The organism is Chromobacterium sp. LK1 (assembly GCF_001043555.1).
GTDB lineage: Bacteria > Pseudomonadota > Gammaproteobacteria > Burkholderiales > Chromobacteriaceae > Chromobacterium > Chromobacterium aquaticum.
On the sequence record NZ_LDUI01000044.1, the window covers coordinates 44579 to 67395 of the forward strand.

The 22817-nt window shown below is 67.3% G+C and carries 23 protein-coding genes; 17 read left to right on the forward strand and 6 right to left on the reverse strand.

The features are described 5' to 3' along the window. The first annotated feature begins 1 nt into the window (after nucleotide 1). Genes VI26_RS18985 through VI26_RS19020 form a run of 8 tightly spaced genes read left to right on the forward strand, consistent with a single transcriptional unit; the run spans nucleotide 2 to nucleotide 10963 of the window. A complete protein-coding gene (locus VI26_RS18985; RefSeq protein WP_048411319.1) occupies nucleotides 2-1411 on the forward strand; it encodes a hypothetical protein in 1410 nt (469 codons plus the stop codon). Between the two features lie 18 nt (nucleotides 1412-1429). Continuing rightward, entirely contained in the window at nucleotides 1430-3199 is a 1770-nt protein-coding gene (locus tag VI26_RS18990) for a class I adenylate-forming enzyme family protein (protein ID WP_053074523.1), read from the forward strand. Continuing rightward, a complete protein-coding gene (locus VI26_RS18995) occupies nucleotides 3160-4404 on the forward strand; it encodes a hypothetical protein (RefSeq protein ID WP_048411320.1) in 1245 nt (414 codons plus the stop codon). Before VI26_RS18990 ends, VI26_RS18995 begins: the two co-directional genes overlap by 40 nt. A gap of 30 nt (nucleotides 4405-4434) precedes the next feature. Further along, nucleotides 4435-5175, forward strand: a complete 741-nt coding sequence (locus tag VI26_RS19000; protein WP_053074524.1) for an ABC transporter ATP-binding protein — start codon at nucleotides 4435-4437, stop codon at nucleotides 5173-5175. Nucleotides 5176-5183: 8 nt separating this feature from the next. Further along, nucleotides 5184-7166: an outer membrane lipoprotein-sorting protein gene (locus tag VI26_RS19005; RefSeq protein ID WP_053074525.1), complete on the forward strand. Its 1983-nt coding sequence runs from the start codon at nucleotides 5184-5186 to the stop codon at nucleotides 7164-7166. 13 nt (nucleotides 7167-7179) lie between these two features. Beyond that, nucleotides 7180-8499, forward strand: a complete 1320-nt coding sequence (locus VI26_RS19010) for an ABC transporter permease (RefSeq protein ID WP_048411323.1) — start codon at nucleotides 7180-7182, stop codon at nucleotides 8497-8499. Between the two features lie 37 nt (nucleotides 8500-8536). Further along, nucleotides 8537-9349, forward strand: a complete 813-nt coding sequence (locus tag VI26_RS19015; RefSeq protein ID WP_048411324.1) for a class I fructose-bisphosphate aldolase — start codon at nucleotides 8537-8539, stop codon at nucleotides 9347-9349. A gap of 51 nt (nucleotides 9350-9400) precedes the next feature. Beyond that, on the forward strand, nucleotides 9401-10963 hold the full coding sequence (locus VI26_RS19020; RefSeq protein WP_197081537.1) for a class I adenylate-forming enzyme family protein: 1563 nt from the start codon (nucleotides 9401-9403) through the stop codon (nucleotides 10961-10963). A 1-nt stretch (nucleotide 10964) separates the two neighbouring features. Here VI26_RS19020 and VI26_RS24715 read toward each other — a convergent pair whose 3' ends face one another. Continuing rightward, nucleotides 10965-11693 (reverse strand): autoinducer binding domain-containing protein, encoded by a 729-nt coding sequence (locus VI26_RS24715; protein WP_048411325.1) that lies wholly within the window; start codon nucleotides 11691-11693, stop codon nucleotides 10965-10967. Nucleotides 11694-12093: 400 nt separating this feature from the next. Between VI26_RS24715 and VI26_RS19030 the strand changes: the two genes are divergently transcribed. The 5 genes from VI26_RS19030 (at nucleotide 12094) to VI26_RS19050 (ending at nucleotide 16367) form a co-directional block, all read left to right on the forward strand. Continuing rightward, nucleotides 12094-12798, forward strand: a complete 705-nt coding sequence (locus VI26_RS19030) for a TenA family transcriptional regulator (protein WP_048411326.1) — start codon at nucleotides 12094-12096, stop codon at nucleotides 12796-12798. An 88-nt stretch (nucleotides 12799-12886) separates the two neighbouring features. After that, a complete protein-coding gene (locus tag VI26_RS19035; protein WP_048411327.1) occupies nucleotides 12887-13696 on the forward strand; it encodes an aldolase in 810 nt (269 codons plus the stop codon). A gap of 121 nt (nucleotides 13697-13817) precedes the next feature. Then, nucleotides 13818-14435 carry a hypothetical protein gene (locus VI26_RS24880; RefSeq protein WP_048411328.1) on the forward strand — a complete coding sequence of 206 codons (618 nt, stop codon included), beginning with the start codon at nucleotides 13818-13820 and terminating at the stop codon, nucleotides 14433-14435. After that, a complete protein-coding gene (locus tag VI26_RS24885) occupies nucleotides 14432-15511 on the forward strand; it encodes an alpha/beta hydrolase (protein WP_053074528.1) in 1080 nt (359 codons plus the stop codon). Before VI26_RS24880 ends, VI26_RS24885 begins: the two co-directional genes overlap by 4 nt. Nucleotides 15512-15749: 238 nt before the next feature. Beyond that, nucleotides 15750-16367, forward strand: coding sequence for a tetratricopeptide repeat protein (locus tag VI26_RS19050; protein WP_048411329.1), 618 nt, complete (start codon nucleotides 15750-15752; stop codon nucleotides 16365-16367). Between the two features lie 10 nt (nucleotides 16368-16377). Here the strand turns inward: VI26_RS19050 and VI26_RS19055 are convergent, their stop codons facing one another. Next, nucleotides 16378-16797: a hypothetical protein gene (locus VI26_RS19055; RefSeq protein ID WP_048411330.1), complete on the reverse strand. Its 420-nt coding sequence runs from the start codon at nucleotides 16795-16797 to the stop codon at nucleotides 16378-16380. A 203-nt stretch (nucleotides 16798-17000) separates the two neighbouring features. Between VI26_RS19055 and VI26_RS19060 the strand changes: the two genes are divergently transcribed. Continuing rightward, entirely contained in the window at nucleotides 17001-17573 is a 573-nt protein-coding gene (locus VI26_RS19060; protein ID WP_048411331.1) for a YqiA/YcfP family alpha/beta fold hydrolase, read from the forward strand. A gap of 271 nt (nucleotides 17574-17844) precedes the next feature. Next, nucleotides 17845-18819 (forward strand): quinone oxidoreductase, encoded by a 975-nt coding sequence (locus VI26_RS19065; protein ID WP_048411332.1) that lies wholly within the window; start codon nucleotides 17845-17847, stop codon nucleotides 18817-18819. Nucleotides 18820-18835: 16 nt separating this feature from the next. Here the strand turns inward: VI26_RS19065 and VI26_RS19070 are convergent, their stop codons facing one another. From VI26_RS19070 to VI26_RS19085, 4 genes are read right to left on the reverse strand one after another with little or no spacing between them, the layout of a single operon-like run. After that, nucleotides 18836-19549, reverse strand: a complete 714-nt coding sequence (locus VI26_RS19070) for a YafY family protein (RefSeq protein ID WP_048411333.1) — start codon at nucleotides 19547-19549, stop codon at nucleotides 18836-18838. Next, entirely contained in the window at nucleotides 19550-20002 is a 453-nt protein-coding gene (locus tag VI26_RS19075; RefSeq protein ID WP_048411334.1) for an EVE domain-containing protein, read from the reverse strand. Then, nucleotides 19999-20367: a VOC family protein gene (locus VI26_RS19080; RefSeq protein ID WP_048411335.1), complete on the reverse strand. Its 369-nt coding sequence runs from the start codon at nucleotides 20365-20367 to the stop codon at nucleotides 19999-20001. The genes VI26_RS19075 and VI26_RS19080 overlap by 4 nt, the downstream gene beginning before the upstream one ends. Nucleotides 20368-20388: 21 nt before the next feature. Beyond that, on the reverse strand, nucleotides 20389-20709 hold the full coding sequence (locus VI26_RS19085; protein WP_048411336.1) for a hypothetical protein: 321 nt from the start codon (nucleotides 20707-20709) through the stop codon (nucleotides 20389-20391). Between the two features lie 400 nt (nucleotides 20710-21109). Between VI26_RS19085 and VI26_RS19095 the strand changes: the two genes are divergently transcribed. Both VI26_RS19095 and VI26_RS19100 read left to right on the forward strand, forming a co-directional pair. Then, entirely contained in the window at nucleotides 21110-21835 is a 726-nt protein-coding gene (locus tag VI26_RS19095) for an MgtC/SapB family protein (RefSeq protein WP_197081538.1), read from the forward strand. 765 nt (nucleotides 21836-22600) lie between these two features. Beyond that, on the forward strand, nucleotides 22601-22817 hold a 217-nt coding region (locus tag VI26_RS19100), incomplete at its 3' end, for a hypothetical protein (RefSeq protein WP_048411338.1).

Consider the following 22817-nt stretch of genomic DNA (forward strand, 5'->3'; position numbering starts at 1 on the left):
CGTGACCTCTCAGACCGCCACGCTGCCCGTCCGCTCGAACGTCGCGGAGGTCCGGCCGCTCGACGCCTTGTCGGAAGCGTTCGTCCACCTGGGCGAACTGGCCAACGTCAACACCAACCAGATCATCATCGTCGATGGCCGGCTGGACGCCGCCATGCTGGAGCAAAGCGCGCGCCTGGCGCTGGCCGGAGTGCCGCTGCTGCGCGCCCGGCCGTTGCCGGGCCGCCCCGGCCTTCAGTCCGACGCCTTCAGCGGCGCGCGCAGCCTGGTGCGCCATCGCGAACACGCCGGCGCCTGCGATTTCGGCGATACCGAGTTTCGCCGTCTGCTGATGGACTTCAGCCACGATAATCGGCTGGACTGGCGCGAGCGCGCTCCGGTGCAGCTATTGCTGATCACCGCCGCCGACGGCGCCAGCAGCTGCGTCTATCTGTGCACCCATCACGGCGTGGCGGACGCGCGCAGCGACAGCTTGCTGTTCCGCCTGATCATCGACCATTACGCCCATCTGAGCGGCGCGGCGGCCACGCCGCCGTCGTCGGAGCCGCTGCCCTTCGACACCCTGGCCGAAATCCGGCCGGACTGGTATCGGCCGCTGACGCGGACCCTGCGCTGGCTGCGCGGTTTCCGCAGCGTGGCGGCCGACCTGGTGCAGCGCGACATCGGCCTGCGCGTGCCGCTGAGCGGCTCGCGCTGGGAAGGGCGCTCCGCTCATCCGCGCATCGGCGAGCTGGATTTTTTCCACAGCGTGCTGCCGGAGGCCCTGGCCGAGCGACTGATCCGCGTGGCGCGCGCCACCGGCGTCACCGTCAATACCCTGCTGTGCGCGGGGCTGGCGCGGCACCTGGAGCGAGCCAGCGAACGCGGCGACGGCATGTTGCGCATCACGTGCGCGGTCAGCCTGCGCCGGCTGATAGACCCGCGCTACGACCGCAGCTTCCGCAACTACCTGGTGCCGAGCAAGATCCGCGTCCGCCTGGGACTGGGCGCGCGCGGACTGATCCGCTCGGTGCACCAGGCCATAGGCGCGGCGCGCAGCGACCGGCAACTGAGCACCGAACTGGGCCGGCTGGAATCGCTGTTGCTGGCGCTGCGCCGCAGGCCGCTGCACGGCGTCGCCCGCGCGCTGATCGACGGCTGCCAGGGCACCAACGCCTGCTATTCCAATCCGGGCCGCATCGAGGAGGACTTCTCCAGTTTCGGTTCGGAGCGGCACCGCACCCGGCAATTCATCGGTTTCGGCTGCCTGGTGCCGCCGTACGACTTCATTCTTTACACCCCCACCGTCAACGGCCGGATGCAGCTGGACGTGGTGTATCGCCGCGCCGCCTTCAGCGCCGTTCGCCAGCAGTTCGTCGGCCCCTTGCTGAGCGAGCTGCAGCGTTTGCTGGACGAACTCGAGACCCCCTGAACCAGGACGGACGCCGCCATGAGCTATTTATTCGCCGCCATCGCGCTCGCCGCGCTCGGCTATCTGATCTTCGCCTTCATCCATCTGGGCTTTCCCGGCCGGCTGGCGCTGCTGGCGCGCTGGGACGATCGCATCGACACCGTGCTGGAGGCCGCCGCGCGCCGCCACGGCGCGCGCGAGCTGATCGAACTGGCGCAGCCGTTGAGCTGGCATGAACGCCGCGTCTGGAACGCCGGCCAACTGCTGGAGGTTGTCAATGCGCTGGCCGCTTGCTGGCACAGCCTGGGCGTGGTGCCGGGCGACCGGGTGGCCATCTACAAGGCCAACGATTTCGATTACTTCCTGTTCTCCGCCGCCGCCATCCGCCTGGGCGCGATCGCGGTGCCGATGAACGCCAATGTGGCGCCGGATGTCGCCGGCCGCTATTTCGAGCGCGTCGGCGCCAGCCTGCTGCTGAGCGATGGCGTCAACTGGGCGCGGCTGCGGCCGTTCGCGCCGGACTGTCTGCGCCAGATAGTGCTGGCGGACAGCCCGGCCTTGCTGGCCGGCGAGCGCACCCATGGACTGACGGCGCTGCTGCGCCAGGATCTGCGCGCGGCGCCGCGGCTGGAGCGCGGCCCGGCCGATCCGCTCTACATCGTGCATACCTCCGGCACCACCGGCGTGCCCAAGGGCGTGATTCTCAAGAGTGAGGGCGTGGCTCAGTCGCTGCGCTCCATCGTGCTGTTCAACCTGGTGTCGCCGCGCGACCTGGCCAGCTTCGCGCTGCCGCTCAACCATCAGGTGTCCCAGCTTTATCTGCACGGCTCGCTGCTGATGGGGGTGCGCTGCATCATCAACGGCGATTTGAGCGCGTCGGGCCTGCTGCGCCAGTTGGAGCAGCGCCGTCCCACGGTGTTCTTCGGCTTCCCCATCACCTATACCCGGCTGCTGGCCGCCGGCGCGGCGGCGCGGCCGCTGGACAGCGTGCGGGTCTGGGGCACCACCGCCGACGCCAGCCACGAAGTACAGCAGCGCGCCTTCCTGCCCAAGGGCTCCTTCTTCCGGCGCCTGGGCCTGCCGGTCAGCGGCTCGCTGTTCATCGACGGCCTGGGCTCCAGCGAGGTGGGCATCGCCGCCTTGCTGCGCATCGCCACGCCGTGGACCCGTCGTTTCGACCGCCGCGTCGGGCGCAAGACTCCGCTCGGACCGCTGATCAAGGTGGCGGACAGCCAGGGCCATCCGGTGGTCAAGGGCCGTCCCGGCCTGCTGATGATCAAGGGCAAGAGCATGTTCGGCGGCTACTGGAACGCGCATGACGTGCTGTACGCGGCTTCCCGCGATGGCTGGTGGTTCACCGGCGACGTGGTGCGCGAGGCCGCCGACGGCGAAATGATCCACCTGGACCGCGAGGTGGACGTGATCCACACCTCGAGCGGGGCGGTGTACACCCTGCCGCTGGAAGAGGTGCTGCTCAAGCGCGAGGGCGTGCTGGACGTCTCGGTGTTCGGCGTGCGGCCGGAGCCGGACGCGCCGGAACGGCCGGCGGCGGTGGTGGCCCTGTGCGAGGGCGCCGCGCCGGTGGCGGCGGACGCCCTGCTGCGGGAGCTGAACCGCCAGCTGGAGCCGGAGCAGCAACTGGCCCATCTGTGGATCCTGCCGTGGGAGGACTTCCCCATCGGCGCCACCGGCAAAACCCTGAAACGCCGTCTGCGCGAGCGCTACAACGCGCAACTGCAGGCTTCCACCACCGCTACCGCGAGTCATGCATGCGCAGCCGTTCCCGTTACCGAATTGCGGCCGTCCTGAGCGGCGCGCTGCTGGCGTTGAGCGCCGGCGCGAGCCGGGCCGACGACGCCGTCGAGGCGGCCGGCGGCCTGCGGCTGGAGCATGACGCGCTGTTGCAGCTGATCCACGAGAGCGGCCGGCTGTATCCGGCGCTGGGCGGCGGGACCAGCCGGCGCGACGGCGCCGAGCTGAGGCTGGACTTGCGCCTGAAATGCGAGGGCGGCGCCTGCGACGGCAGCCGCGCGGTGCTGAAGCCGCGCTTCTGGCTGGGCGATGAATCCAAGCCGGACGCGCTGCCGTCGCAGTTGCCGGAACCGCTGATGGAGGGCTACGCCATCGTGCCGGTGGGTCGTGGCGAGATCGGCGCCGGCAAGCGGCTGATGGGTTGGGGGCCGTCGATGCTGTACAGCCCCACCAACCGGTTGTTTCCGGACAACGGCGCGGTGACGCCGCGGCGTGAAATCGCCGGCAAGCCGATGGCCTTCGCCAGCCTGCCGCTATCCGAGCGTGGCCGGCTCAATCTGTTGGCGGCCAATCCCAATCTGGACCCGGTGCCGGGCGTTCGCGCCAGCGACGGCCTGTTCATGCTGGCGCGCGGCGAATGGAACTGGACCGATCAGCCGGCGGCCACCGCGGGCGCGGTGCTCGCCGGCGGCGGCGGCTTCCAGCCGTATGTCGGCGGCTATGCGCAGTACGGCCTGGACGATGCCTGGACCCTGAGCGGCGAGTTCGCCGCCTCGCGCGGTTACGCGCGCCGCGACGCGACCGGGCCGTGGCTGGCCCAGGACGACGCGCGCTGGCGTTGGGACGGCACGCTGGGCCTGCGCTACGGCCTGGCCTCCGGCGCCGAGATCGGCCTGGAGCTGATTTACAACGGCTACGCGATGACGCCGGAGGAGTGGGCCAATCCGCTGCGGGCCGCCGCGCCGTCCAGCGGCAGCAAGCCCTCGCACAACCGGCCGCTGCATCCGTTCGCGCAGCAGCGTTACGCGCTGCTGCAAACCACCTGGCCCAAGCTGTTCGGCGATCGGCGCTGGGGGCTGACCGCGCGCTGGCAACAGGGGCTGGACCGGCCCAGTTCCGACGCCTTCGTCGAACTGTCCTTCAGCCCCGGCGACGCCGCCACCGTTTACCTGGGCGTGTCCCGCAGCCGGGTGACGGACGATTTGAAGCAGACCAGGGCGTTGCCGCGCAACGCCTACCTGGCGCTGGAAATCCATTTCTAAACCTGATCAAGACCTTATCGGAGGATTGCCGTGTACCTAGTTGAATTTGCATCGGTCACCAAGCGCTACCAGCTTGGCGATGTCGAGGTGGTGGCGCTCGATGGCGTCGACTTCCATGTCCAGCCCGGCGACTTCGTCGCCATCACCGGCCCCAGCGGCAGCGGCAAGACCACCATGCTCAACCTGATCGGCTGCCTGGACTCGCCCTCAGACGGGGAGGTGAGGGTGATGGGCAAGGCGGTCAACGCCCTGGGCGAGCCGGCGCTGGACCAACTGCGCAGCCGCACCTTCGGCATGATTTTCCAGAACTTCAACCTGATCCCGGTGCTGACCGCGGAAGAAAACGTGGCGCTGCCGCTGCATCTGCACGCGTTGTCGCGGCAGGAAGCGCGTCAGCGCGTCGCCGAGGCGCTGCGCGCGGTGGGCCTGGAGCGCTTCGCCAGCTTCCGCCCGGACCAGCTTTCCGGCGGCCAGCGTCAGCGGGTGGCGGTGGCGCGCGCGCTGGTGACGCGCCCGCAGCTGATCCTGGCGGACGAACCCACCGCCAGCCTGGACACCGCCAACGCCATCGCGCTGGTGGAGTTGATGAAGCAATTGAACGCCGAGCAGGGTGTGACCTTCGTGTTCTCCACCCATGACGACCGGCTGCTGCAGCACGTCCGCCGCATCGTGGAACTGCGCGACGGCAAGCTGTCGGTGACCCGAGAGCAGCAAGCGGCCGCGCCGCGCGACGGCCTTGTTCCGCAAACCGACCGTTACGAGGTGATGTGATGTGGGGAATGGCATTTCGCAATCTGTACCGCGACCGGCGCCGCACGCTGGCCACGGTGGTGGCGGTGGGCGTCGGCCTGCTGGCCGTGCTGCTGTTTCTCGGCTACATCCGCTTCGTCGAAGGCTCGCTGGCCTCGGTGGTGATCTATCGCGACGCCAATGCGCATGTGCAGATCTACCGCAAGGACGGGCCGGAGCAACTGGCCGCGACGCCGGCGCAGTACTCGCTGGACCGCGCCGAGCAGCGGATGCTGCATAAGCAGGCGCAGGAGCTGGCGCACTTCCGCCGCGTGTCGGACCAATTGGTCGGCGTCGGCATGGTCAACGCCGGCGGCGAGAACGCGGTCTTCCTCGGCCGCGGCATCGATCCGGCCTTCGAGGCCGCGCTGCAGGCGGCCAGCCCGCTGGCCGCGCCGCCGTCGGCGCTGGGCCGCGACGGCCTGTTGCTGACCCGCCAGCTGCAGGACTTGCTGGGCGCGCCGGCCAAGGGCGGCGACTTGCAACTGTTCGGCGCCTCCTATTCCAACCGCCTCAACGCGGTGGAAGCGCCGCTGAGCGGCGAATTCTCCACCGGCATCGAGGCGATCGAGGACAAGGGCCTGAAAGCGCCGCTCAGCCTGCTGCAATCGCTGTACGACACCGACGCGGTATCGCGCGTGGTGGTGCAGCTGGACGACCGCGGCAACGCCGCCGCCTATCGCGATGCGTTGGCGGCGCGGCTGGAGAGCCTGGCGCCGGGCCGCTACGAGGTGACCACCTGGAATCACCCGCAGATCGGCCAGCTCTACGTCAGCTTCATGGGCTTCTTCAACATGGTGTTCGCCTTCACCGGCACCGTGGTGTTCGTGATCGCCCTCACCACCATCCAGCACACGGTGGCCATGAACGTGGCCGACCGCACTCGCGAAATCGGCATGCTGCGCGCCATGGGCTTCAGCCGCGGCAAGATCGCCGGCCTGTTCGTGCGGGAAAGCGTGCTGACCACACTGATAGCGGCCTGCGTGGCCCTGGGACTCGCCTATATGACCATTTACGCCATCCTCTCCGCCAATCTGCAAACCCAGCTGCCGCGCATCGCCGAACCGGTGAAGCTGGCGCTGGACCTGCCGCTGGGCTGGGCGCTCGCCGCCAGCGCCGTGGCGGCGCTGGGCATCGCGCTGGGCGCGGCCATCACCGCGCGCAAACGCATAGGCGGCGAAGTGCGGGCCAAGGGCAAATCGGTGCCGCTGACCCGGCTGCTGGCCACCACCTCCTGCCTGATGCTGGCCACCATGCTCACCGTCAGCCTGGCTCACGCCGAAGACGTGCCCAGCGAGGCGACCATGCGCGATTGGCTGCGCAAGGCCGATCTGGCCCGCGGCGGCTGGGGCGCCTACAAATGGTCGCTGAGCATACACACCGAAGACCCGGCCGGCGCCACCACCACCACCTATGACATCGCGGTGCGCGACGGCAAGGCGCTGGCGCGCACGGTGGAGCCCAAGCGCTACCAGGGCGAGAAGATCCTGATCGCCTCGCGGGCGATGTGGTACGCCAAGCCCGGCTTGCGCAAGCCGGTCAGCATCAGCCCGCAGCAGCGGCTGGTGGGCGAGGCCGCCAACGGCGACATCGCCGCCACCCAGTACGCCCGCGACTACACCCCGGCCTATGTCGGCAGCGCCCAGGTCAACGGCGTGGACTGCCACAAGCTCAAGCTCGTCGCCGCCACGCCGGGGGCCACCTACGAAAGCATCGTCTACTACCTGGACAAGCGCAGCCTGATGGGCGTGAAGGCGGATTTTCTGACCGCCGGCGGCGCGGTGTTCAAGAGCGCCTCCTTCGAGTACGGCAACAAGGTCAGGGTCAACGGCCGCGAGCAGCCCTTCGTGTCCAGCATGAAGATCGTCAACGCCAACTTCCCGGACCGCTACAGCCGCCTGCAATACGGCCAGGTGGCGCCCAGCAATCCGCCGGACAGCCTGTTCGCGCTGGATACGCTGATGACCATGTGAGAGAGGCCGCGAGATGAACGCCAAATTGTTATTGAGCATGTCGCTGCGCAATGTGCGGCGGCAGGGACGCAAATCCGTTGGCACCCTGGTGGTGATGGCGGTGTCCATCCTGGCGCTGTGCCTGCTGGCCGGCTATATGCAGTCCAATGTGGAGCTGATCCAGAACGCCTTCATGCGCTGGGGCGCGCGTGGTCACCTGGTGATAGAGCGGCCGGCCTCGCAGCTGGCGCGCGAGGTGGAAGGCGCAGGCCAGAACCCGATCGGCGCCGCGATGCAAGCCGGCATCGACAAAGTGCTGGCCGCCGATCCGGACGTGGCCGCCCGCGCCCGCATCCTGCGCGTTTCGGGCATGGTGTCCAACGCCCGCGTCAGCACCATCTTCGCCGGCATCGGCCAGGACGTGCAGGAAGTGCGCCGCATCAAGGGCCCGGCCTATGAGTACGACGTGGTGGCCGGCACGCCGCTGTGGCAGGAAACCCGCGCCCATCCGCTGGTGTTGGGCCAGGGCCTGGCCGCCATTCTGGGCTGCGAAGTGCCCAAGGTCGGCTTTGCTCCGGCGCAGCCGGGCCAGACCCCGGCCTCGCGGCCGATGCGCTGCCCGCCAGGGCCGCTGGAACTGACCGTGTCCACCCGTGGCACCGCGCGCATCAACGCCACCCAGGCGCTGCCGACCGGCATCATGGATTGGGGCATCAAGGAAATCAACGACCGCCTGGTGGTGATGCCGATGGCCGAGGCCCAGGCCCTGCTCAACACCCGCGAAATCAGCGAATACCACGTGCTGCTGGCCGACGGCGCGGACCTGGACGCCGCGCGCGACCGGCTGTCCGCCAAGCTCAAGACCGCCGGCCTCGACGTCACCGTGTTCCGCTGGTCCGACCGCGCGGCCTTCTATCAGCAGGTCAAGGCGGTGCTGGGCGGCTTCCTCAACTTCATCGCCATCGTCGCCGGCATCGTCGGCTTCACCAGCCTGCTCAACGCCAGTTACATGAACTTCGCCCAGCGCGCGCGCGAATTCGCCACCCTGCGCAGCCTGGGCTTCACCCGCCGCTTCGTGATGACGCTCACCGCGCTGGAAAACAGCTGGCTGGCCGCGGCCGCAGCGCTGGTCGGCATCGCCTGCGCGTTGGGCGTCACCTGGGCGGTGCGCGCGGCCAAGATCATGTGGACCCCGCCCGGCTCCAGCAACGCGGTGCCGGTGGAAGTGGCCTGGGTGGCGCCGGTTTACGCGCTGACCCTGGCGGGCGTGGTCATCCTGGCCGCGCTGGCCAGCGCGATTCCCACCCGAAAAATCCTGCGCCGGCCGATCCGTTCGGTGCTGAGCGAAGGCTGATCCCCCGTTGGACACACACAGCAACAAGGAGGCTTGAATGACTGAAATGGCACGCAAACGTCGCTGGTCCCGCTTTGTAGACCGGCAATCCGGCAAGGCGCTGATCGTTCCCATCGACCATGGCCTGACCATGGGGCCGCTGGACGGCCTGAATCGGGTGGAGGAAGTGCTGCGCTGGCTGGACCCGGAAGTGGTGACCGGCATCGTCGCCCACAAGGGTTTTGCCCAGCGGCTGGGCGGCGCGCCCGGCTGCGGCCTGATGATTCACCTGAACGGCTCGCTCAATATCGGCGCCACCCCGGACCTCAAGCAGATGGTCACCAGCGTGGAAGCGGCGGTGCGCCTGGGCGCGGACGCGGTGTCGATCCAGACCAATTTCTGCGCCGACACCGCCGGCCACAACCTGCAATTGATCGGTCAGGTGGTGGATCAGGCCCATGCCTACGGGCTGCCGGTGCTGAACATGCTGTATGACAAGGGCCCGCTGGCGGGCAAGGACCTGAGCCATCTGCGCCACTTCATGCGCGCGGCGGTGGAACTGGGCGTGGACGCGTTGAAAGTGGCGGCGCCGGAGGACCTGAACGCCATCCCGGAATTGGTGGACGGCATCCAGGAGCACACCCCGGTGTTGTTCGCCGGCGGCGCGCTGGCCGATGAACTGGCCCTGCTGGAGCTGGCCGCGGCGGTGGTCCGCCATGGCACCGGCGGTATCTGCGTGGGCCGCAATGTGTTCCAGCGCCCCAATCCGCTATCGACGATGACCCGGCTGCGCGACTTGTTCCGCAGCGGCGTGCCGGCGCTGGACTACCGCCGCCTGGCGCAGCCGGTGGCCGAGGCGCTGGAAAACTGAGCGCGAGCCGCCGCCGGCGGCCCGCATTTTCAAATTTGTGAGGTTCAAGACATGTCTGAGGTTCAAAACGCATCTATAGATTCCAGCCCCGGCTGCGTCGACCTGATGGTGGACCGCCATGTGCGCGCCGGGCGCGGCGATTGCGTCGCCCTGATCGAACGCGGCGCCGAGGGCCGCCGCGTCCTCAGTTATCGCCAATTGCAGGCCTTGAGCCTGACGGCCGCGCGCGAGTTGGACATCCTGCTCGCCGGCCGCCGCCCGGGCCAGCGCGTGGCGCTGGTGGGTTCGGCGACGCTGGAAACGGTGATCTACTGGCTGGCGGCGATGCGTTCGCAGCGGCTCGCCTTCATGGTGCACCCGGATTTGCCGGCCGAACATTACGAAGGCCTGTGGCAAAGCTATGACCCTGACCTGATCCTGGCCGACCGCACCGCGCGCCAGCCGCGCGCCGAGGCGATGACCGACCTGGCGACGCTGGCGGCGCGCAAGAGCGCGCCGGCGGCGACGCACGCGGTGGGGGACATCGAGGCCAGCTTTGATCTGAGCCCGGCGCTGGTGCTCGCCACCTCCGGCTCCACCGGCCGGCCCAAGCTATGCGCGCACTCCCATCGCTCGTTCTGGGAGTTCGAGCGCACCGTGACCCGGCCGATGTGGGGGCTGTGCGCCGAGGACAAGGTGCTGGCCAGCACCGGGCCGTTCTTCTCTTTCGGCCTGCAAGGCCTGCACGCGCCGCTCAGCGTCGGCGCCTGCGCGGTGCTGCTGCCGGAATGGGGGCGCCACGCCGATTTTCTCGACGCCATCGAGGCCGAGGCCGTCACCGCCTTCCTGGCGGTGCCCACCCTGTACCACCTGCTGATGGCGCGGGCGGAACGCGCTTACGACTTCAGCGCGCTGCGGCTGTCCTTCTCCGCCGGCGAACGCCTGCCGCCGGCGATCCGCCAGCGTTGGGAAGCCTGGACCGGCTCGCGGATGCTGGACTCCATCGGCACCACCGAAACCTTCGCGCCCTATCTGTCCGAAACCGCCGACGGCGGTGCCGGCCTGCGCCGCGTAGAGGGCTTCCGCTACCTGGAAACGCCGCACGCCGGGGACGCCGACGCGCCATCCGACGCCTTCACCCTGGACCTGTCCGGCGGCTGTCTGATGCTCGGCTATTTGCGTCCCGGCGAAGCCGGCGCCATCGAGGCGGCGCCGGCCAGCTTTCCCACCCGGGATCTGTTCGTGCGCGCCGGCGAAGGCCTGAGCTTTGTCTCGCGCGACAGCGAACGCATCAAGGTGGCCGGCTATTGGGTCAGCCCGCAGGAGCTGGAAGCCTTCCTGCTGGACGACAAGCGGGTGCTGAAGGCGGCGGCGCTGCCGGTGGTCACCGCCGAAGGGCTGACCCGGCTGCGCGCTTACGTGGTGGCCACCGCCAGCGGCTACGTCGGCGCGGCCCTGGTGGAAGACTTGATGAAGCGCGCCCAAAGCGAACTGCGGCCCAAGGCGTTGCGGCCGGACCGCATCGAGCTGGTGGCCGACATCGCCACCACGCCCAGCGGCAAGCTCAAGCGCCAGGAGCTGCAAGGCCTGGTCAGCCATCCGGCGGCCACCGCGGGCGCGGTGCTGGCCGGGTGAGTCAGACGGGGATCAGGCCTTGGGCCAAGGCCCTGGCCACCGCCTGGCGGCGGTTGGACACCTTCAACTTGTTGATGATGTTGCGGATATGAAAATTCACCGTGGACTCGGAGCAGCGCAGGATGCGCGAGGTTTCCCAAGAGGTTTTGCCGGCGGCGGCCCAGCGCAGGCACTCGTGCTCGCGCTGGGTCAGGCTGACCGACGCGGCCAGGCAGGCCTCTTCGATGCGGCAAATGGCCTCGTAAGCGTAGGTGCACAACAAATGCACCGTCGGCGTCAGCATTTGCAGCCATTGGTCGGTGCGCGCGTCGGCGCGGGCGTCGCAGGCCACGGTCATCATCATCGGCTGGCTGCGGCCGACGCCGCGCAAAGAGGTGGCGACGCCGGCGGAAACGCCGTAGGCCGACGCTTCTTCGAACAGATGTTGGGCGGTTTCGTCCTCAAAGCGGTTGCGGTGCCAGATCAACGGCACCGCCGACTGCCGGCAATGGCGCACCACCGGGTCGCGGCCCATCCATTCCAGCCGCGAGTAACGCTCCATCCAGGCCGCCGGGTAATTGGTTTCCACCCGGGGCGCGGGCGTGTCGCCGTTCACGGATTCAATGCCGATCAGGAAGAAATCCAAGCCGATGTTGGAGACCAGCTGTTGGCAGTGCTGTTTGACCTGCTCAATCGTCGCCGCCGACAGCAGGTCGGGCAAAGCGCGGATGACATGCTCTTGCGGATGCATCTGACTTTCTCTGACTTTCAACTGTGGGTCTAACAGCAAATAAGTAATAAGCGCGTGATTTGTCTTGCTGGAAAAAGTCTGACAGGCGCGCCAAAAAATGACAAATGGAAAGTTCTATCAAATTGAAATTTCATGACAATTGGTTCGTGGTTGATATGAACTCATTTGCGCTTGTCAATGTAGCGATAGTTTTAGAAGGAAAAGACAGATGGCCGGTGTTTGTCGTTTTTACTGACAATTACTGACATTTAACTTCTTTATGGTACGGCAACGTGCCGATCTTGGCACCCGGCCCGCGCCGGGCGGCTCGCCGCCGCCAGCCGCAAGGCTGTGCCATTGCCGCAACGCATTAATCGCCGGTCCGACAGGGCCTTCTCAATCTTGGTGTTGGAGCAAACTCATGGACATGCAAATGGCGCTCTTGGAATCGACCAAAGAGCAATTGATCGAACGCATCCGTTCCCATTCCTTCCTGACGCGCTGTCGCGCCGGCGAAGTCTCGCTCGACGAGCTGAAGATCTTCCTGGTGCAGCAAGGCTTGTACAGCGCCTACTTCACACGCTACCTGTGCGCGATGATGGCCAATCTGCCCAGCAACGAGGAAGTGCTGGAACTGGCGGAAAACCTGTTCGAGGAATTGGGCCTGGCGCCGAACAGCCCGCGTCCGCATCATCTGATCTATCGCGAAATGCTGGAGCACTACTCGGTGTCGCTGGACGGCGCGCAGCCGCTGGCCGGCACGCGCCGCTTGATCGACAGCATGTTCCAGCATTGCCGCCACCTGAACCCGGCCGCTGGGCTGGGCGCCTTGTGTCTGGGAGCGGAAGGGCTGGTGCCGCCGATGTACAGCGACATCATCCTCGGCTTCGAGGCGCTGGGCGCGGCGCGGCGCGACATCGAGTTCTTCCACATCCATGTGGAATGCGACGACGGTCACGCCGAAACCATACGCGACATCATGCTGGACATCGCCAGCTCGGCGCCGGAGCAGATCGACCTGATGTTGCAGGCGGGGCATCGCCTGGTGGACGCGCGCTTGGAGTTCTTCAGCTCCATCGAGGCCGCGTACCAGGAGGCATCGCGCGCCCAGCCCGCCATCGCATGAGCGCGGCCCTCCCGTGCCGGGAGGCGTTCCGCGTCCTTCGGGCCGGCCCCGCGCGAAGCGGCCGGCTCTTTTCAAGAAAGGAGACGCCATGACCGATACCATGGCAATGGACAAGCAGAGCTTGATCGAACGGGCGAAGACGCAGATGCAGCAGCATCTGGGCGCGCCGGACTGGTCGCTGCGCGAAAAAGTGGCGCTGACCTGTCGCATCTTGTTCGCGCAGGGCCATGATTCCGGCCTGGCCGGCCAGATCACCGCGCGCGCGGAACGGCCGGGCGAATACTATACCCAGCGGCTGGGCCTGGGTTTTGATGAAACCACCGTCGGCAACCTGCTGCGGGTCAACGCCGACCTGGACGTGCTGGAAGGCGACGGCATGGCCAATCCGGCCAACCGCTTCCATAGCTGGATCTACCGGGCGCGGCCGGATGTGCGCTGCATCATCCATACCCACCCGGTTCATGTCTCGGCGCTGTCCATGCTGGGGCGCCCGTTGAAGATCGCCCACATGGACGCCTGCATGCTGTACGAAGACGTGGCCTTCCTGCCGCAGTGGCCCGGCGTGCCGGTGGGCAATAGCGAGGGCGAGATCATCAGCGGCGTGCTGGGGGACAAGCGCGCGGCGCTGCTGGCCCACCACGGCCTGGTGGTGGCCTGCCGATCGGTGGAAGAAGCCTGCATGATGGCGATCCAGTGCGAGCGCGCTGCCCGGCTGCAATTGCTGGCGGAAGCGGCGGGGGAGATTCGCGAAGTGGAGCCGGCGCTGGCGCGGGAAGCGCATGACTGGATCCTGCAGGACAAGCGTTCCCAGGCAGGCTTCGCCTACTACGCGCGCCGCGCGCTGCGCGCGGTGGAGGCCGGGGCCGAGCATCCGCTGGCGACAGCGGCCACGGCATGAGCGGCGACGCCATCCTGCTTTCAGGCAGTACCGTGAGCTTGATCCCCGGTATTAAGCTGCGAAACTGGCCGGCGCTGCGCCTGCGCTGGCCGGCTCATGTCTTTCGCCGAGAAGGGATTGTATGTTGCACAAGCTACACCGTCTGTCCGCCTGTCTGATCAGCCTTTACATCTTGTTCCACCTGCTCAACCACCTGAGCGCGCTGGCCGGCATCCAGGCCCATATCGACTATATGCGCAGCTACCGCCTGCTGTACCGCTTCCCGCCGGTGGAAACATTGCTGCTGGCCTGTGTGCTGTTCCAGGCGGGCTCCGGCCTGTATTTCGTGTGGGCGCGGCGCGGCCAGCGGCAGGGTTTTTTCGATCACGCCCAAGCCTGGTCCGGCCTGTACCTGGCGTTCTTCCTGCTGTTCCACCTCAGCGCGGTGCTGTACGGCCGCTGGGTGCAAGGGGTGGACACCAATTTCTATTTCGCCGCCGCCGGCCTGCATCTGGGCCATTACTTCTTGTTCTTCATGCCCTATTACTTTCTGTCCATCGTCGCCTACTTCACCCATATCGGCTGCGCGTTGCGCTGGCTGTTGCAAGCGCGGCTGGGGCCGCGCGGCGGCGACCGGCTGGCCGGCGGGATGATGGCGGCCGGCGCGCTGCTGTCCGGCGTGGTGATCGCCACCTTCAGCGGCGCCTGGTATCCGGTGGCCATTCCGGCCGCCTATCAATTCAGCGGGCTGGTGCGATGAGGCCGCCGACGCTGGCGCAAAGGCTGGAACGGGCGCTGGCGCGCCGCGCGCTGCGCCTGCCCAAGCCCTTGCTCAAGGCGCTGGCCGGTTCGCCGCGCCGTCTGGACGGCCTGACGCTGAACCCGCAACTGCAATTGCTGCTGCGGCTGCGATGGCTGGGCCGCAAGCGCGGCTGGCATCGTCTCGGCGTGGCCGCCGCGCGGCGGGAGCTGGATTGGGAGGGCGGCCTGCTGGCGCAGCGGGCGCCGCAGCGCGTGCTGGTCGAGGACGCGACGCTGACCGGGGCCGCCGGCGCGATCCGCGTGCGCCGCTACCGGCCCGAGGGGCTGGCATTGCCGCTGCCAACCCTGGTGTTCTATCACGGCGGCGGCTTCGTGGTCGGCTCGATCGAATCGCATGACCTGCCTTGCCGCGCGCTGGCCGCCGACGCGCGCTGCCAGGTGATCTCGGTGGATTACCGGCTGGCGCCGGAACATCCCTTTCCCGCCGGCGTGACGGACGCCATCCACGCTTTTCGCGCGTTGGCGGCGGACTGCGCCGCCTGGGGCATGGACCCGGAGCGGCTGGCGGTGGGCGGCGACAGCGCCGGCGGCAACCTCGCCGCCGTGGTCGCGCTGGCCACGCGCCAAGACGCGACGCGGCCGCGCCTGCAACTGCTGTGGTATCCGGTGGTGGACAATAGCGCCGGCTTTCCCTCCATCCAGCGCTTTGGCGATGGCTTCTACCTGGAGCGGGCCACCATGACCTGGTGCGTGCGCCACTATACCGGCGGCGGCCAGCTGCGCCATCCACGGGTATCGCCGCTGTTCGACGAGCTGGACGGCGCGCCGCCGGCCTATATTCAAACAGCGGGTTTCGATCCGCTGCGCGACGAGGGCGAGGCCTACGCCGCCAAGCTGGCGGCCGCCGGCGTGCCGGTCCGCTGCGAGCGGCAAGCGGGGCTGATCCACGGCTTTCTCAATATGGCCGGCGACATCGACGAAGCCGCCGCCGCCTTCGCCGCCGCGGTGGCCGCGCTGCGCCGGGCCTGGCGAGTCGAGGCGGAACCGGCGCTGGCACCCGAGCCGGCGACATAAGCGGCGGCGCGCGTCGACTAATCCTGCAAGAACCTGTTTACGATCTGCTGCGCGTCAGCGATACGGCGTTGAAAACAAGCTCAAAATGCTCATGTACCACGAGTACATTCCGCTTTTTCGCTCGTTTCCGCCTTGTCTCGCCCTAGCTCGCGAGATCGTAAACAGGCTCTAAGAGCCCGCTCAAGGCCCGCGCGCATTGCGGCGGCGGGGAATCGGGCGGCGTCCAGAGGAGGCGAAGATGCGCAAGGTGGGGAGATGGATCGTGCTGTGCTGGGCGCTGGCCGCCGCCGCCGAGGTGCCGGGCTGGGCCAGCTACCAACGCGGGGATTTCGCCGCCGCGCGCCGGCAGTTCGAACAAGCGGCTGAGGCCGGCGACCGGGTGGCGGCCTTCGATCTGGCGATGATGGACTGGCGCGGGGAGGGCGCGACGGCGGACCGGGCGCGGGCCCTGCGCTGGCTGCGCCGCGCCGCGGAACTGCGGCTGCCGCAGGCCCAGCATGCGTTGGGCGTGCTGTACGAAACCGGCCAGGGCGTGGACAAATCGCTGACCGAGGCGACGCGCTGGTTCCGCCAGGCGGCGGATCAGGGTTATCTGCCGGCGGAGCTGGACCTGGGCACCCAGTATTTTCTTGGCCGCGGCGCGGCCAAGGATTACCGGCTGGCGGCGTTCTGGTACGAAAAAGCCGCGCAGCAGGGCGATGTCGGCGCGCAGTATTTGATCGCCAGCATGTACGAGCATGGCGACGGCGTGGAACGGGACCTGCCGGCGGCGATACGCTGGTACGCCAAGGCGGCGGCGCAGGGCGATGTCGGCGCCAGGCTCAAGGCGCTGGATCTGGCCAAGCGGGCCAGATGAGATCGGGCGTTCAGGCGCGGGCCGGGCCGCGGCGCATTTCGGCCAGACACTGGCAGGCGGCTTGCCAATCCTGCACGCCGCGCAGGCCGCGCACGATGATGCCGGCCAGGGTGTCGTTGCAGGCGTCCGGGCCAAACTGCATCAGCATCTCGTGCAAGGCGAAGTGCAGCGAAGCGTTGTGCTGTAGCAACAGCCCCACCTGCTCGTGAACGAAGCCGTCCACGGTGGCCTGGCCGTTACGGTCCACGTGCACATGGTGGCGCGGGCAGAAGCCGGAGCGGATCAGCGCCTGGTCGGCGCGCACATCGTCGAGAAAGGTTTGCGCGCTGTGATGCAGAAAGCCGCAAGCCATGATCAGGCTGGCGACGGAATAGGGCTTGGTGGTGGTGGAGTCGGCGACTAGGGCGTTGTCCGGCAAGGTGGCAAGCATAATGTTCTCCTGTTGTTGTATTTAAACCGCTCCATATGGCATAAATCGTCGGTTTTTTTATATTTTCCGCGCTTTTGTAGCATTCATGCGAATGTATTGGCAAGTCAGTCGAAAGGACGGTTGCCAGGCGCGGCCGCCAGGGTTTGTCTTGGTGCGACAGCCATTTAGAATGAACGTTTTATTCACGCTTTGTTCCCATCCGCATGCATATCGTTTACCTGCACGGCTTCAACTCCGGTCCGCAATCGCTGAAGGCGAATGAAACCGCCGCCTACCTGCAACAACACGCGCCCGATGTGACGCTGCATTGCCCACAGCTGTCGCCGCATCCGGCCGAGGCGATCGAGCAGGCGTCCGCGCTGGTGGCATCCCTGCCCGCCGACACCTTGCTGATCGGCAGCTCGCTGGGCGGCTATTACGCCACCTTCCTGGCCGAGCGCCATCAACGCCCGGCGGCGCTGATCAATCCGGCGGTGCGGCCTTACGACGACCTGGCGCGCTTCATCGGCGAACAAACCAATCCCTACACCGGCGTGGTCTACACCCTGAGCGACGCCGACATGCAGGCCTTGCTGGCGCAGCGCGTGGCGCAGCCGTCGCCGCGCCGCTACTGGCTGCTGCTGGGCAGCCGCGACGAAGTGCTGGACTGGCACGAGGCCGCCGCCCGCTATCTGGATTGCCGCCAGACCGTGTTCAACGGCGACGACCACCGGCTGGAGGCCTGGCCGCGCATGCTGCCGGACGTGGTGGCCTGGGGACGCCAGCAATTGGCCTGAGAACCCGTTTACGATCTGCTGCGCGTCGGCGGGATGGATAGAAATGGGCGTTGAAACCAAGCTCAGTGCTCATGTACCACGAGTACATTCCGTTTTTTCGCTCGTTTTCGTCTGGTCTCACCTTAGCTTGCGAGATCGTAAACAGGTTCTGAGAGCCGGCGCGGCGGGCATGAACAGGTTCTGATATCCGGAACAGTCTTTTCAGCGAAGCGGCTTGTTGCGCGCGGGGCGCTTGCCGCACACTGCTCATTTCTCCCGCGAGGACGCAGTCATGACTCAAGCCATCGTTTTCTCCCAGACCGGCGGCCCGGAAGTGCTGGGCCTGCAAAGCCAGACCCTGGGCGCGCCGGGGCCTGGCCAGGTGCGAGTGCGCCACACCGCCATCGGCATCAACTTCATCGATACCTACCAGCGCAGCGGCCTGTACTCGCTGCCCTTGCCGTCCGGCCTGGGTCAGGAAGCGGCCGGGGTGGTGGAAGCGCTGGGGCCTGAGGTGAGCGGCCTCGCGGTCGGCGACCGCGTCGCTTACGCCGGCGGCCCGCTGGGCGCATACAGCACCGAGCGGCTGCTGCCGGCGGCGGTGCTGGTGAAGATTCCGGACGGCATCAGCGACGAATCCGCCGCCTGCATGATGTTGCAGGGCATGACCGTGGAGTACCTGGTGCAGCGCACTTATCCGGTGCGGCCGGGCCAGACCGTGCTGTGGCACGCCGCCGCCGGCGGCGTCGGCCAGATCGCGGTGCAGTGGCTGACCGCGCTGGGCGCGACGGTGATTGGCACCGTGGGTTCCGACGCCAAGGCCGACATCGTGCGCGGCCTGGGCTGCCAGCATGTGATCAATTACAGCAGCGAGGACGTGGTGGCGCGGGTGCGCGAGATCACCGGCGGCCAGGGCGTGCCGGTGGTGTACGACTCGGTGGGCAAGGACACCTTCCAGATCTCGCTGGCCTGCCTGAGCCCGCGCGGCATGCTGGTCAGCTTCGGCAACGCCTCCGGCGCGGTGCCGCCGTTCGCGCCCTTGGAACTGACCAGCCGCGGCTCGCTGTTCTTCACCCGGCCCAAGCTGGCCGATTACGTGGCGACGCGGGCGGAGCTGGAAGCCTCGGCCCAGGCCTTGTTCGAACGCGTGGCGGACGGCCGGGTCAAGGTGGCGCCGTCGCACCGCTACCCCTTGGCCGAGGCGGCGCAGGCGCACCGCGATCTGGAAGGGCGCAAGACCAGCGGCTCCATCATCCTGCTGCCTTGAGCCGGCGGCGCGGGTCTTATTCCTGGTGCCAGGGCTGGCGCTGGTGTCGTTCCAGCCAGGCCAGCGCCTGGCCGTCGCTGTCGACATGGCCCAGATAGCCGGCCAGGCTGATGCCGGGCGGGCAGCTCAAATCCGTGTCGCGCCAGCCTTGCAGCCGGTCCACGCGGAAACTGCGGTAGTCCTGGCGCAGCCCGCACCAGGCGGCCAGCAGCCAGCGGTCGCCCCAGAAAAACAGCGCCAGCGGCAGCAAGGCGCGCTGGCTGTCGCGGCCGCTTTCATCGCGGTAATCCACCCATAGCGGCTGGCGGGAGACAATGGCGTCGCGCAGCGGCGCCAAGCGCTCGCGCGGATAATTGCCGGCCGCCGGCGCGTACAGCGGCTCCGGCGGCAGGCCGGAGGAACCCAGCACCGCGTGGATGCGGCCCAGCGCCGATTGCGCCGCCGCCGCGGTGTCGCGGTCGGCCCAGGCCGCCAGCATGCGCGCGCCCACCTCCAGCGCCGCCAGCTCGCGCGCGGAAAACGCCACCGCCGGCGGCGTGAAGCCGGCTTCCAGCCAATAGCCCTCGCCGGCCTCGCCGTTGACCGGCGCGCCGCTGGCCATCAGGTCGGCCATGTCGCGATAGACCGTGCGCGGCGTCACCTCCAGCCAGTCGGCCAACTGCCGGGCGGTGGTGCGGCGACGGCCGCGCAACAGCAAGAGGATTTGAACCAGTCGGTCGGCTCGGCGCATTCAATCGGGTTCCCGCAGCAAGGATGGCGGCAGTGTCGCCTGCATTGCGCGCGCGATCAACAGGAAATCGGCGCGGCCGATTTCCAGGTGGCCGAAGCGGAAGGCGTAGCCCCAGCGCGCCGGGTCGGCGATGAAGGACAGCTGGCCGAGCAGCGGCCGGATCGCGGCGTCCTCGGCCGGCCAGAACGCGATATCGCGGCGGTAGGGCTCGAAATCGGCGCTGACCCGGAACGGATAGACCCGCGCGTCCGCCACCAGGCCGACGGCGGTGAAGCGCTGGCAGGGCTCGCGTCCTTCCAGGCTCAGCACCGGCGAGTAATAAATCAGCCCATCGCCGGCCGCCATCCGTCGGAGCGGCGCCGCCTTGCCGTGGCAGAGCTGGGCGAAGCCGCCGGCCAGCCCGCGCCGCACATGGTCGCGGCTGGCCACGCCTATCCAGTAGCGTCGGCTCATGCCGCGCTGTGCAGGCCGATCAGATTGCCGTCCAGGTCGGAAAACAGCGCGATCTGGCCCCAGGTTTCCGGCAGCGCGGTCTTGGGCTGCACCACGATGCCGCCGGCGGTCTTGACCCGCTCCAGGGTGGCGTCGAGATCGGCGCCGCCATCCAGGTAGATGCGCACGCCGTCGACATGGGGGCGGGCTTGCGGGCTATGCAGCAGCGCGCCGCCGCAACTGCCGTCGGCTTGGGGAAACAGCGCCATGCGATGATTGTCGAAGCTCTCCTCGTGCAACTCCAGCTGCAAGACCTGCTGATAGAAGGCGACGGCGCGCTCGAACTGGAGCACCGGAATTTCAAACCAGTGTAGGACGGGGGACATGCTTGACTCCTTGTGGGGGGGTTATAGGCAGCGGTAAAAATCCATGCGCCCGGTATCGGCGGCGATGGCGGCGAGAAAATCGCGGCAGGCGGGCGCGCTGGGCCACTGCGCGCACAACTGGCGCGCGCGCTCCGGGCTGTCCGCCAGCGTGAGATGGGCGAAGCGGCGGCCATCGCCGCGCAGCAGCGCATAGCCCAGATAGCCGGCTTCATGGCGCAGCCAGTCGGCGTCGATCTGTTGAGCGGCTTGTTGCAGTTCGGCTTCGGACACCTCTTCCCGCAGCTCGAAGGTGGCGATTTCCAGGCCGTGTCCGGCGGGAAGCTGAAATAGAGGCGTATGCATTGGGGGCTTTCTGTGGTGATTGAGCTGTTCGGCTCAGAACCTGTTTACGATCTGCTGCGCTGTGGCGATACAGCGTTGAAAACGCCTTCGGAATGCTCATGTACCAACTGTACATTCCGCTTTCTCAGCCGTTTTCGCCTTGTCTCGCTCTTGCTCGCGAGATCGTAAACAGGTTCTCCGAGCCGTGCCCACAGTGTGCGGCCCCCCTGCTGACAGCGTACTGTCAGCAGGAATCCGCCGCCGCCAATTTTTGTTGTCTGGGTGTGGGGTGGGTGTATTCCCTCGCGTAAAAATCACCGGTCCGAACACGACCCGGCCACGCGGATGTGGCAAACTGCCTGACTGTTTCCCGGCGTGCCGGGAGCGCTGTGTTTTCAATCGACCGCAGGAGGAATAACAAGTGGAAACCTTACTGCAGTTTCTGGGCTTCAACGGGTCTGGTCTGCTGCAAACCTTGCTCAGCCTGTTGACGGCTTTCATCCTGGGCTCGGCCATCGGCTATGAGCGCCAGTTCCGTCAGCGTACCGCCGGCTTGCGCACCAATACCCTGGTGGCGGTGGGCGCGGCGGCCTTCGTCGACATGGCCTTGCAGCTGGACGGCACCGGCGGCGCGGCGCGGGTGGCGTCCTATGTGGTGTCCGGCGTCGGCTTCCTCGGCGCCGGCACCATCATGAAGGAAGGCTTGAACGTGCGCGGGCTGAACACCGCCGCCACCTTGTGGGGCTCGGCCGCGGTGGGCGCCAGCGCCGGCGCCGGCCAGATTCCGCAGGCCTTCTTGATCACCTTGTTCGTCTTGGCCAGCAATACCTTGCTGCGGCCGGTGGTGAACTCGATCAACCGCAAACCCATCGACGACGAAACCAGCGAAGTCACTTACCAGCTGTGCGTGATTTCCAGCCGCGCCGGCCAGAAGCATGCAATGGCCTTGCTCAGCGATCTGCTGGAAGAGTCGAAATACCCGGTGGGGGATTTGGACGTGGAGCCGTTCGGCGACGACGAGGTGGAAATGACCGCCACCCTGCTGTCCACCTCGGTGGAGTGGGAGGAGTTGGAGGAGATCGCCGCCAAACTGGTGGCCCAGCCTTTCATCAGCCAGGCTTACTGGAACCCCAGCACCTCGGAGTGAGCCGGTTGGGAGATGGGACCACGCCCTGGGCCGCTTGCCGGTCCGGGGCGTTTTTGATTGCGGTAGCGTCCGCCGCCAAGGGCCGCTAACAAAACTCTGTTTTACGATTGAGGCAAGTCGGCGCAACGCAGCATCAGGGGTTTTGTTAGCGAGTCTAAACAGAAGATCTTGCTACCCTTGATGCTTGCCGCCTGCCTGTTTAGGCTTGGTTCCGCGTGGTGCCTAATTGTGTGGTGCAGGAAGTCTAAGCTCAGGCCTCGCCACGCTATGCCCATTCGGAGCGGGCCGTGGCAGGGAGTCCGAAAGGATTGCCGGCTTTTGGTCGAGTGAGCCGGTCTTGCCACCTTGCCATGTGCCTGCTCTAGCCCCATCTCGGCGGGTTTCCAAGCCGATAGGGCGACCGTGCCGCCCCCTTTGGCCTTTCCTCCTGCTATTCCCTCTTACGTTGGCTCTCTGTGCGCGGGAGAACAGAATGAGTCCGCGCTGTCCTTGACGCTCCCTTCCAGCCTGTTTAGGCTTGGTTCCGCGCCGTGCCCAATCATGCGGCGCAGGGAGTAGAAGCCCAGAACCGTTTAACCGCAGACGCGGCCATGCCAAATTTGGCATGGCTGCGCCTGCTGCCACGCTATGCCCATTCGGAGCAGGCCGTGGCAGGGAGTCCTAACGGACTGCCGGTATTTGGTTAAGCGGACCGGTCTTCTACCCTTGTCACGTGCCTGCTCTAGCCTCGCCTAGGCAGGTTTCCAAACTGACATGGAGACCGTGATGACCTTTCCTACCTTTCCCTCTTGTATTCCTCCGCCTGATCCGGAAGAAACCGCCGCCGCGCCGCTGGAACAACTGCGGCTATGCCTGCAAGCGCTGCCGGCTGCTACGGGCAATCTGCTTGAGCTGGGCGCGCTGAGCCGGCAATTGAGCCGCTGCCACGCCGAACTGGACGCCGCGCTGCTGCGAGGCGCGGTCGATCTGCGCGCCGCCCATC

What these genes read in the sequence shown, in the direction of transcription:
- VI26_RS19080 (WP_048411335.1), bottom strand. Translation starts at nt 20,367, where the DNA reads ATGTCCCCCGTCCTACACTGGTTTGAAATTCCGGTGCTCCAGTTCGAG.
- VI26_RS19065 (WP_048411332.1), top strand. Translation starts at nt 17,845, where the DNA reads ATGACTCAAGCCATCGTTTTCTCCCAGACCGGCGGCCCGGAAGTGCTG.
- VI26_RS19050 (WP_048411329.1), top strand. Translation starts at nt 15,750, where the DNA reads ATGCGCAAGGTGGGGAGATGGATCGTGCTGTGCTGGGCGCTGGCCGCC.
- VI26_RS19020 (WP_197081537.1), top strand. Translation starts at nt 9,401, where the DNA reads ATGTCTGAGGTTCAAAACGCATCTATAGATTCCAGCCCCGGCTGCGTC.
- VI26_RS18990 (WP_053074523.1), top strand. Translation starts at nt 1,430, where the DNA reads ATGAGCTATTTATTCGCCGCCATCGCGCTCGCCGCGCTCGGCTATCTG.
- VI26_RS19070 (WP_048411333.1), bottom strand. Translation starts at nt 19,549, where the DNA reads ATGCGCCGAGCCGACCGACTGGTTCAAATCCTCTTGCTGTTGCGCGGC.
- VI26_RS19055 (WP_048411330.1), bottom strand. Translation starts at nt 16,797, where the DNA reads ATGCTTGCCACCTTGCCGGACAACGCCCTAGTCGCCGACTCCACCACC.
- VI26_RS24715 (WP_048411325.1), bottom strand. Translation starts at nt 11,693, where the DNA reads ATGCATCCGCAAGAGCATGTCATCCGCGCTTTGCCCGACCTGCTGTCG.
- VI26_RS19075 (WP_048411334.1), bottom strand. Translation starts at nt 20,002, where the DNA reads ATGAGCCGACGCTACTGGATAGGCGTGGCCAGCCGCGACCATGTGCGG.
- VI26_RS18995 (WP_048411320.1), top strand. Translation starts at nt 3,160, where the DNA reads ATGCGCAGCCGTTCCCGTTACCGAATTGCGGCCGTCCTGAGCGGCGCG.
- VI26_RS19005 (WP_053074525.1), top strand. Translation starts at nt 5,184, where the DNA reads ATGGCATTTCGCAATCTGTACCGCGACCGGCGCCGCACGCTGGCCACG.
- VI26_RS19085 (WP_048411336.1), bottom strand. Translation starts at nt 20,709, where the DNA reads ATGCATACGCCTCTATTTCAGCTTCCCGCCGGACACGGCCTGGAAATC.
- VI26_RS19060 (WP_048411331.1), top strand. Translation starts at nt 17,001, where the DNA reads ATGCATATCGTTTACCTGCACGGCTTCAACTCCGGTCCGCAATCGCTG.
- VI26_RS19035 (WP_048411327.1), top strand. Translation starts at nt 12,887, where the DNA reads ATGACCGATACCATGGCAATGGACAAGCAGAGCTTGATCGAACGGGCG.
- VI26_RS19015 (WP_048411324.1), top strand. Translation starts at nt 8,537, where the DNA reads ATGACTGAAATGGCACGCAAACGTCGCTGGTCCCGCTTTGTAGACCGG.
- VI26_RS24880 (WP_048411328.1), top strand. Translation starts at nt 13,818, where the DNA reads ATGTTGCACAAGCTACACCGTCTGTCCGCCTGTCTGATCAGCCTTTAC.
- VI26_RS19030 (WP_048411326.1), top strand. Translation starts at nt 12,094, where the DNA reads ATGGACATGCAAATGGCGCTCTTGGAATCGACCAAAGAGCAATTGATC.
- VI26_RS19010 (WP_048411323.1), top strand. Translation starts at nt 7,180, where the DNA reads ATGAACGCCAAATTGTTATTGAGCATGTCGCTGCGCAATGTGCGGCGG.
- VI26_RS24885 (WP_053074528.1), top strand. Translation starts at nt 14,432, where the DNA reads ATGAGGCCGCCGACGCTGGCGCAAAGGCTGGAACGGGCGCTGGCGCGC.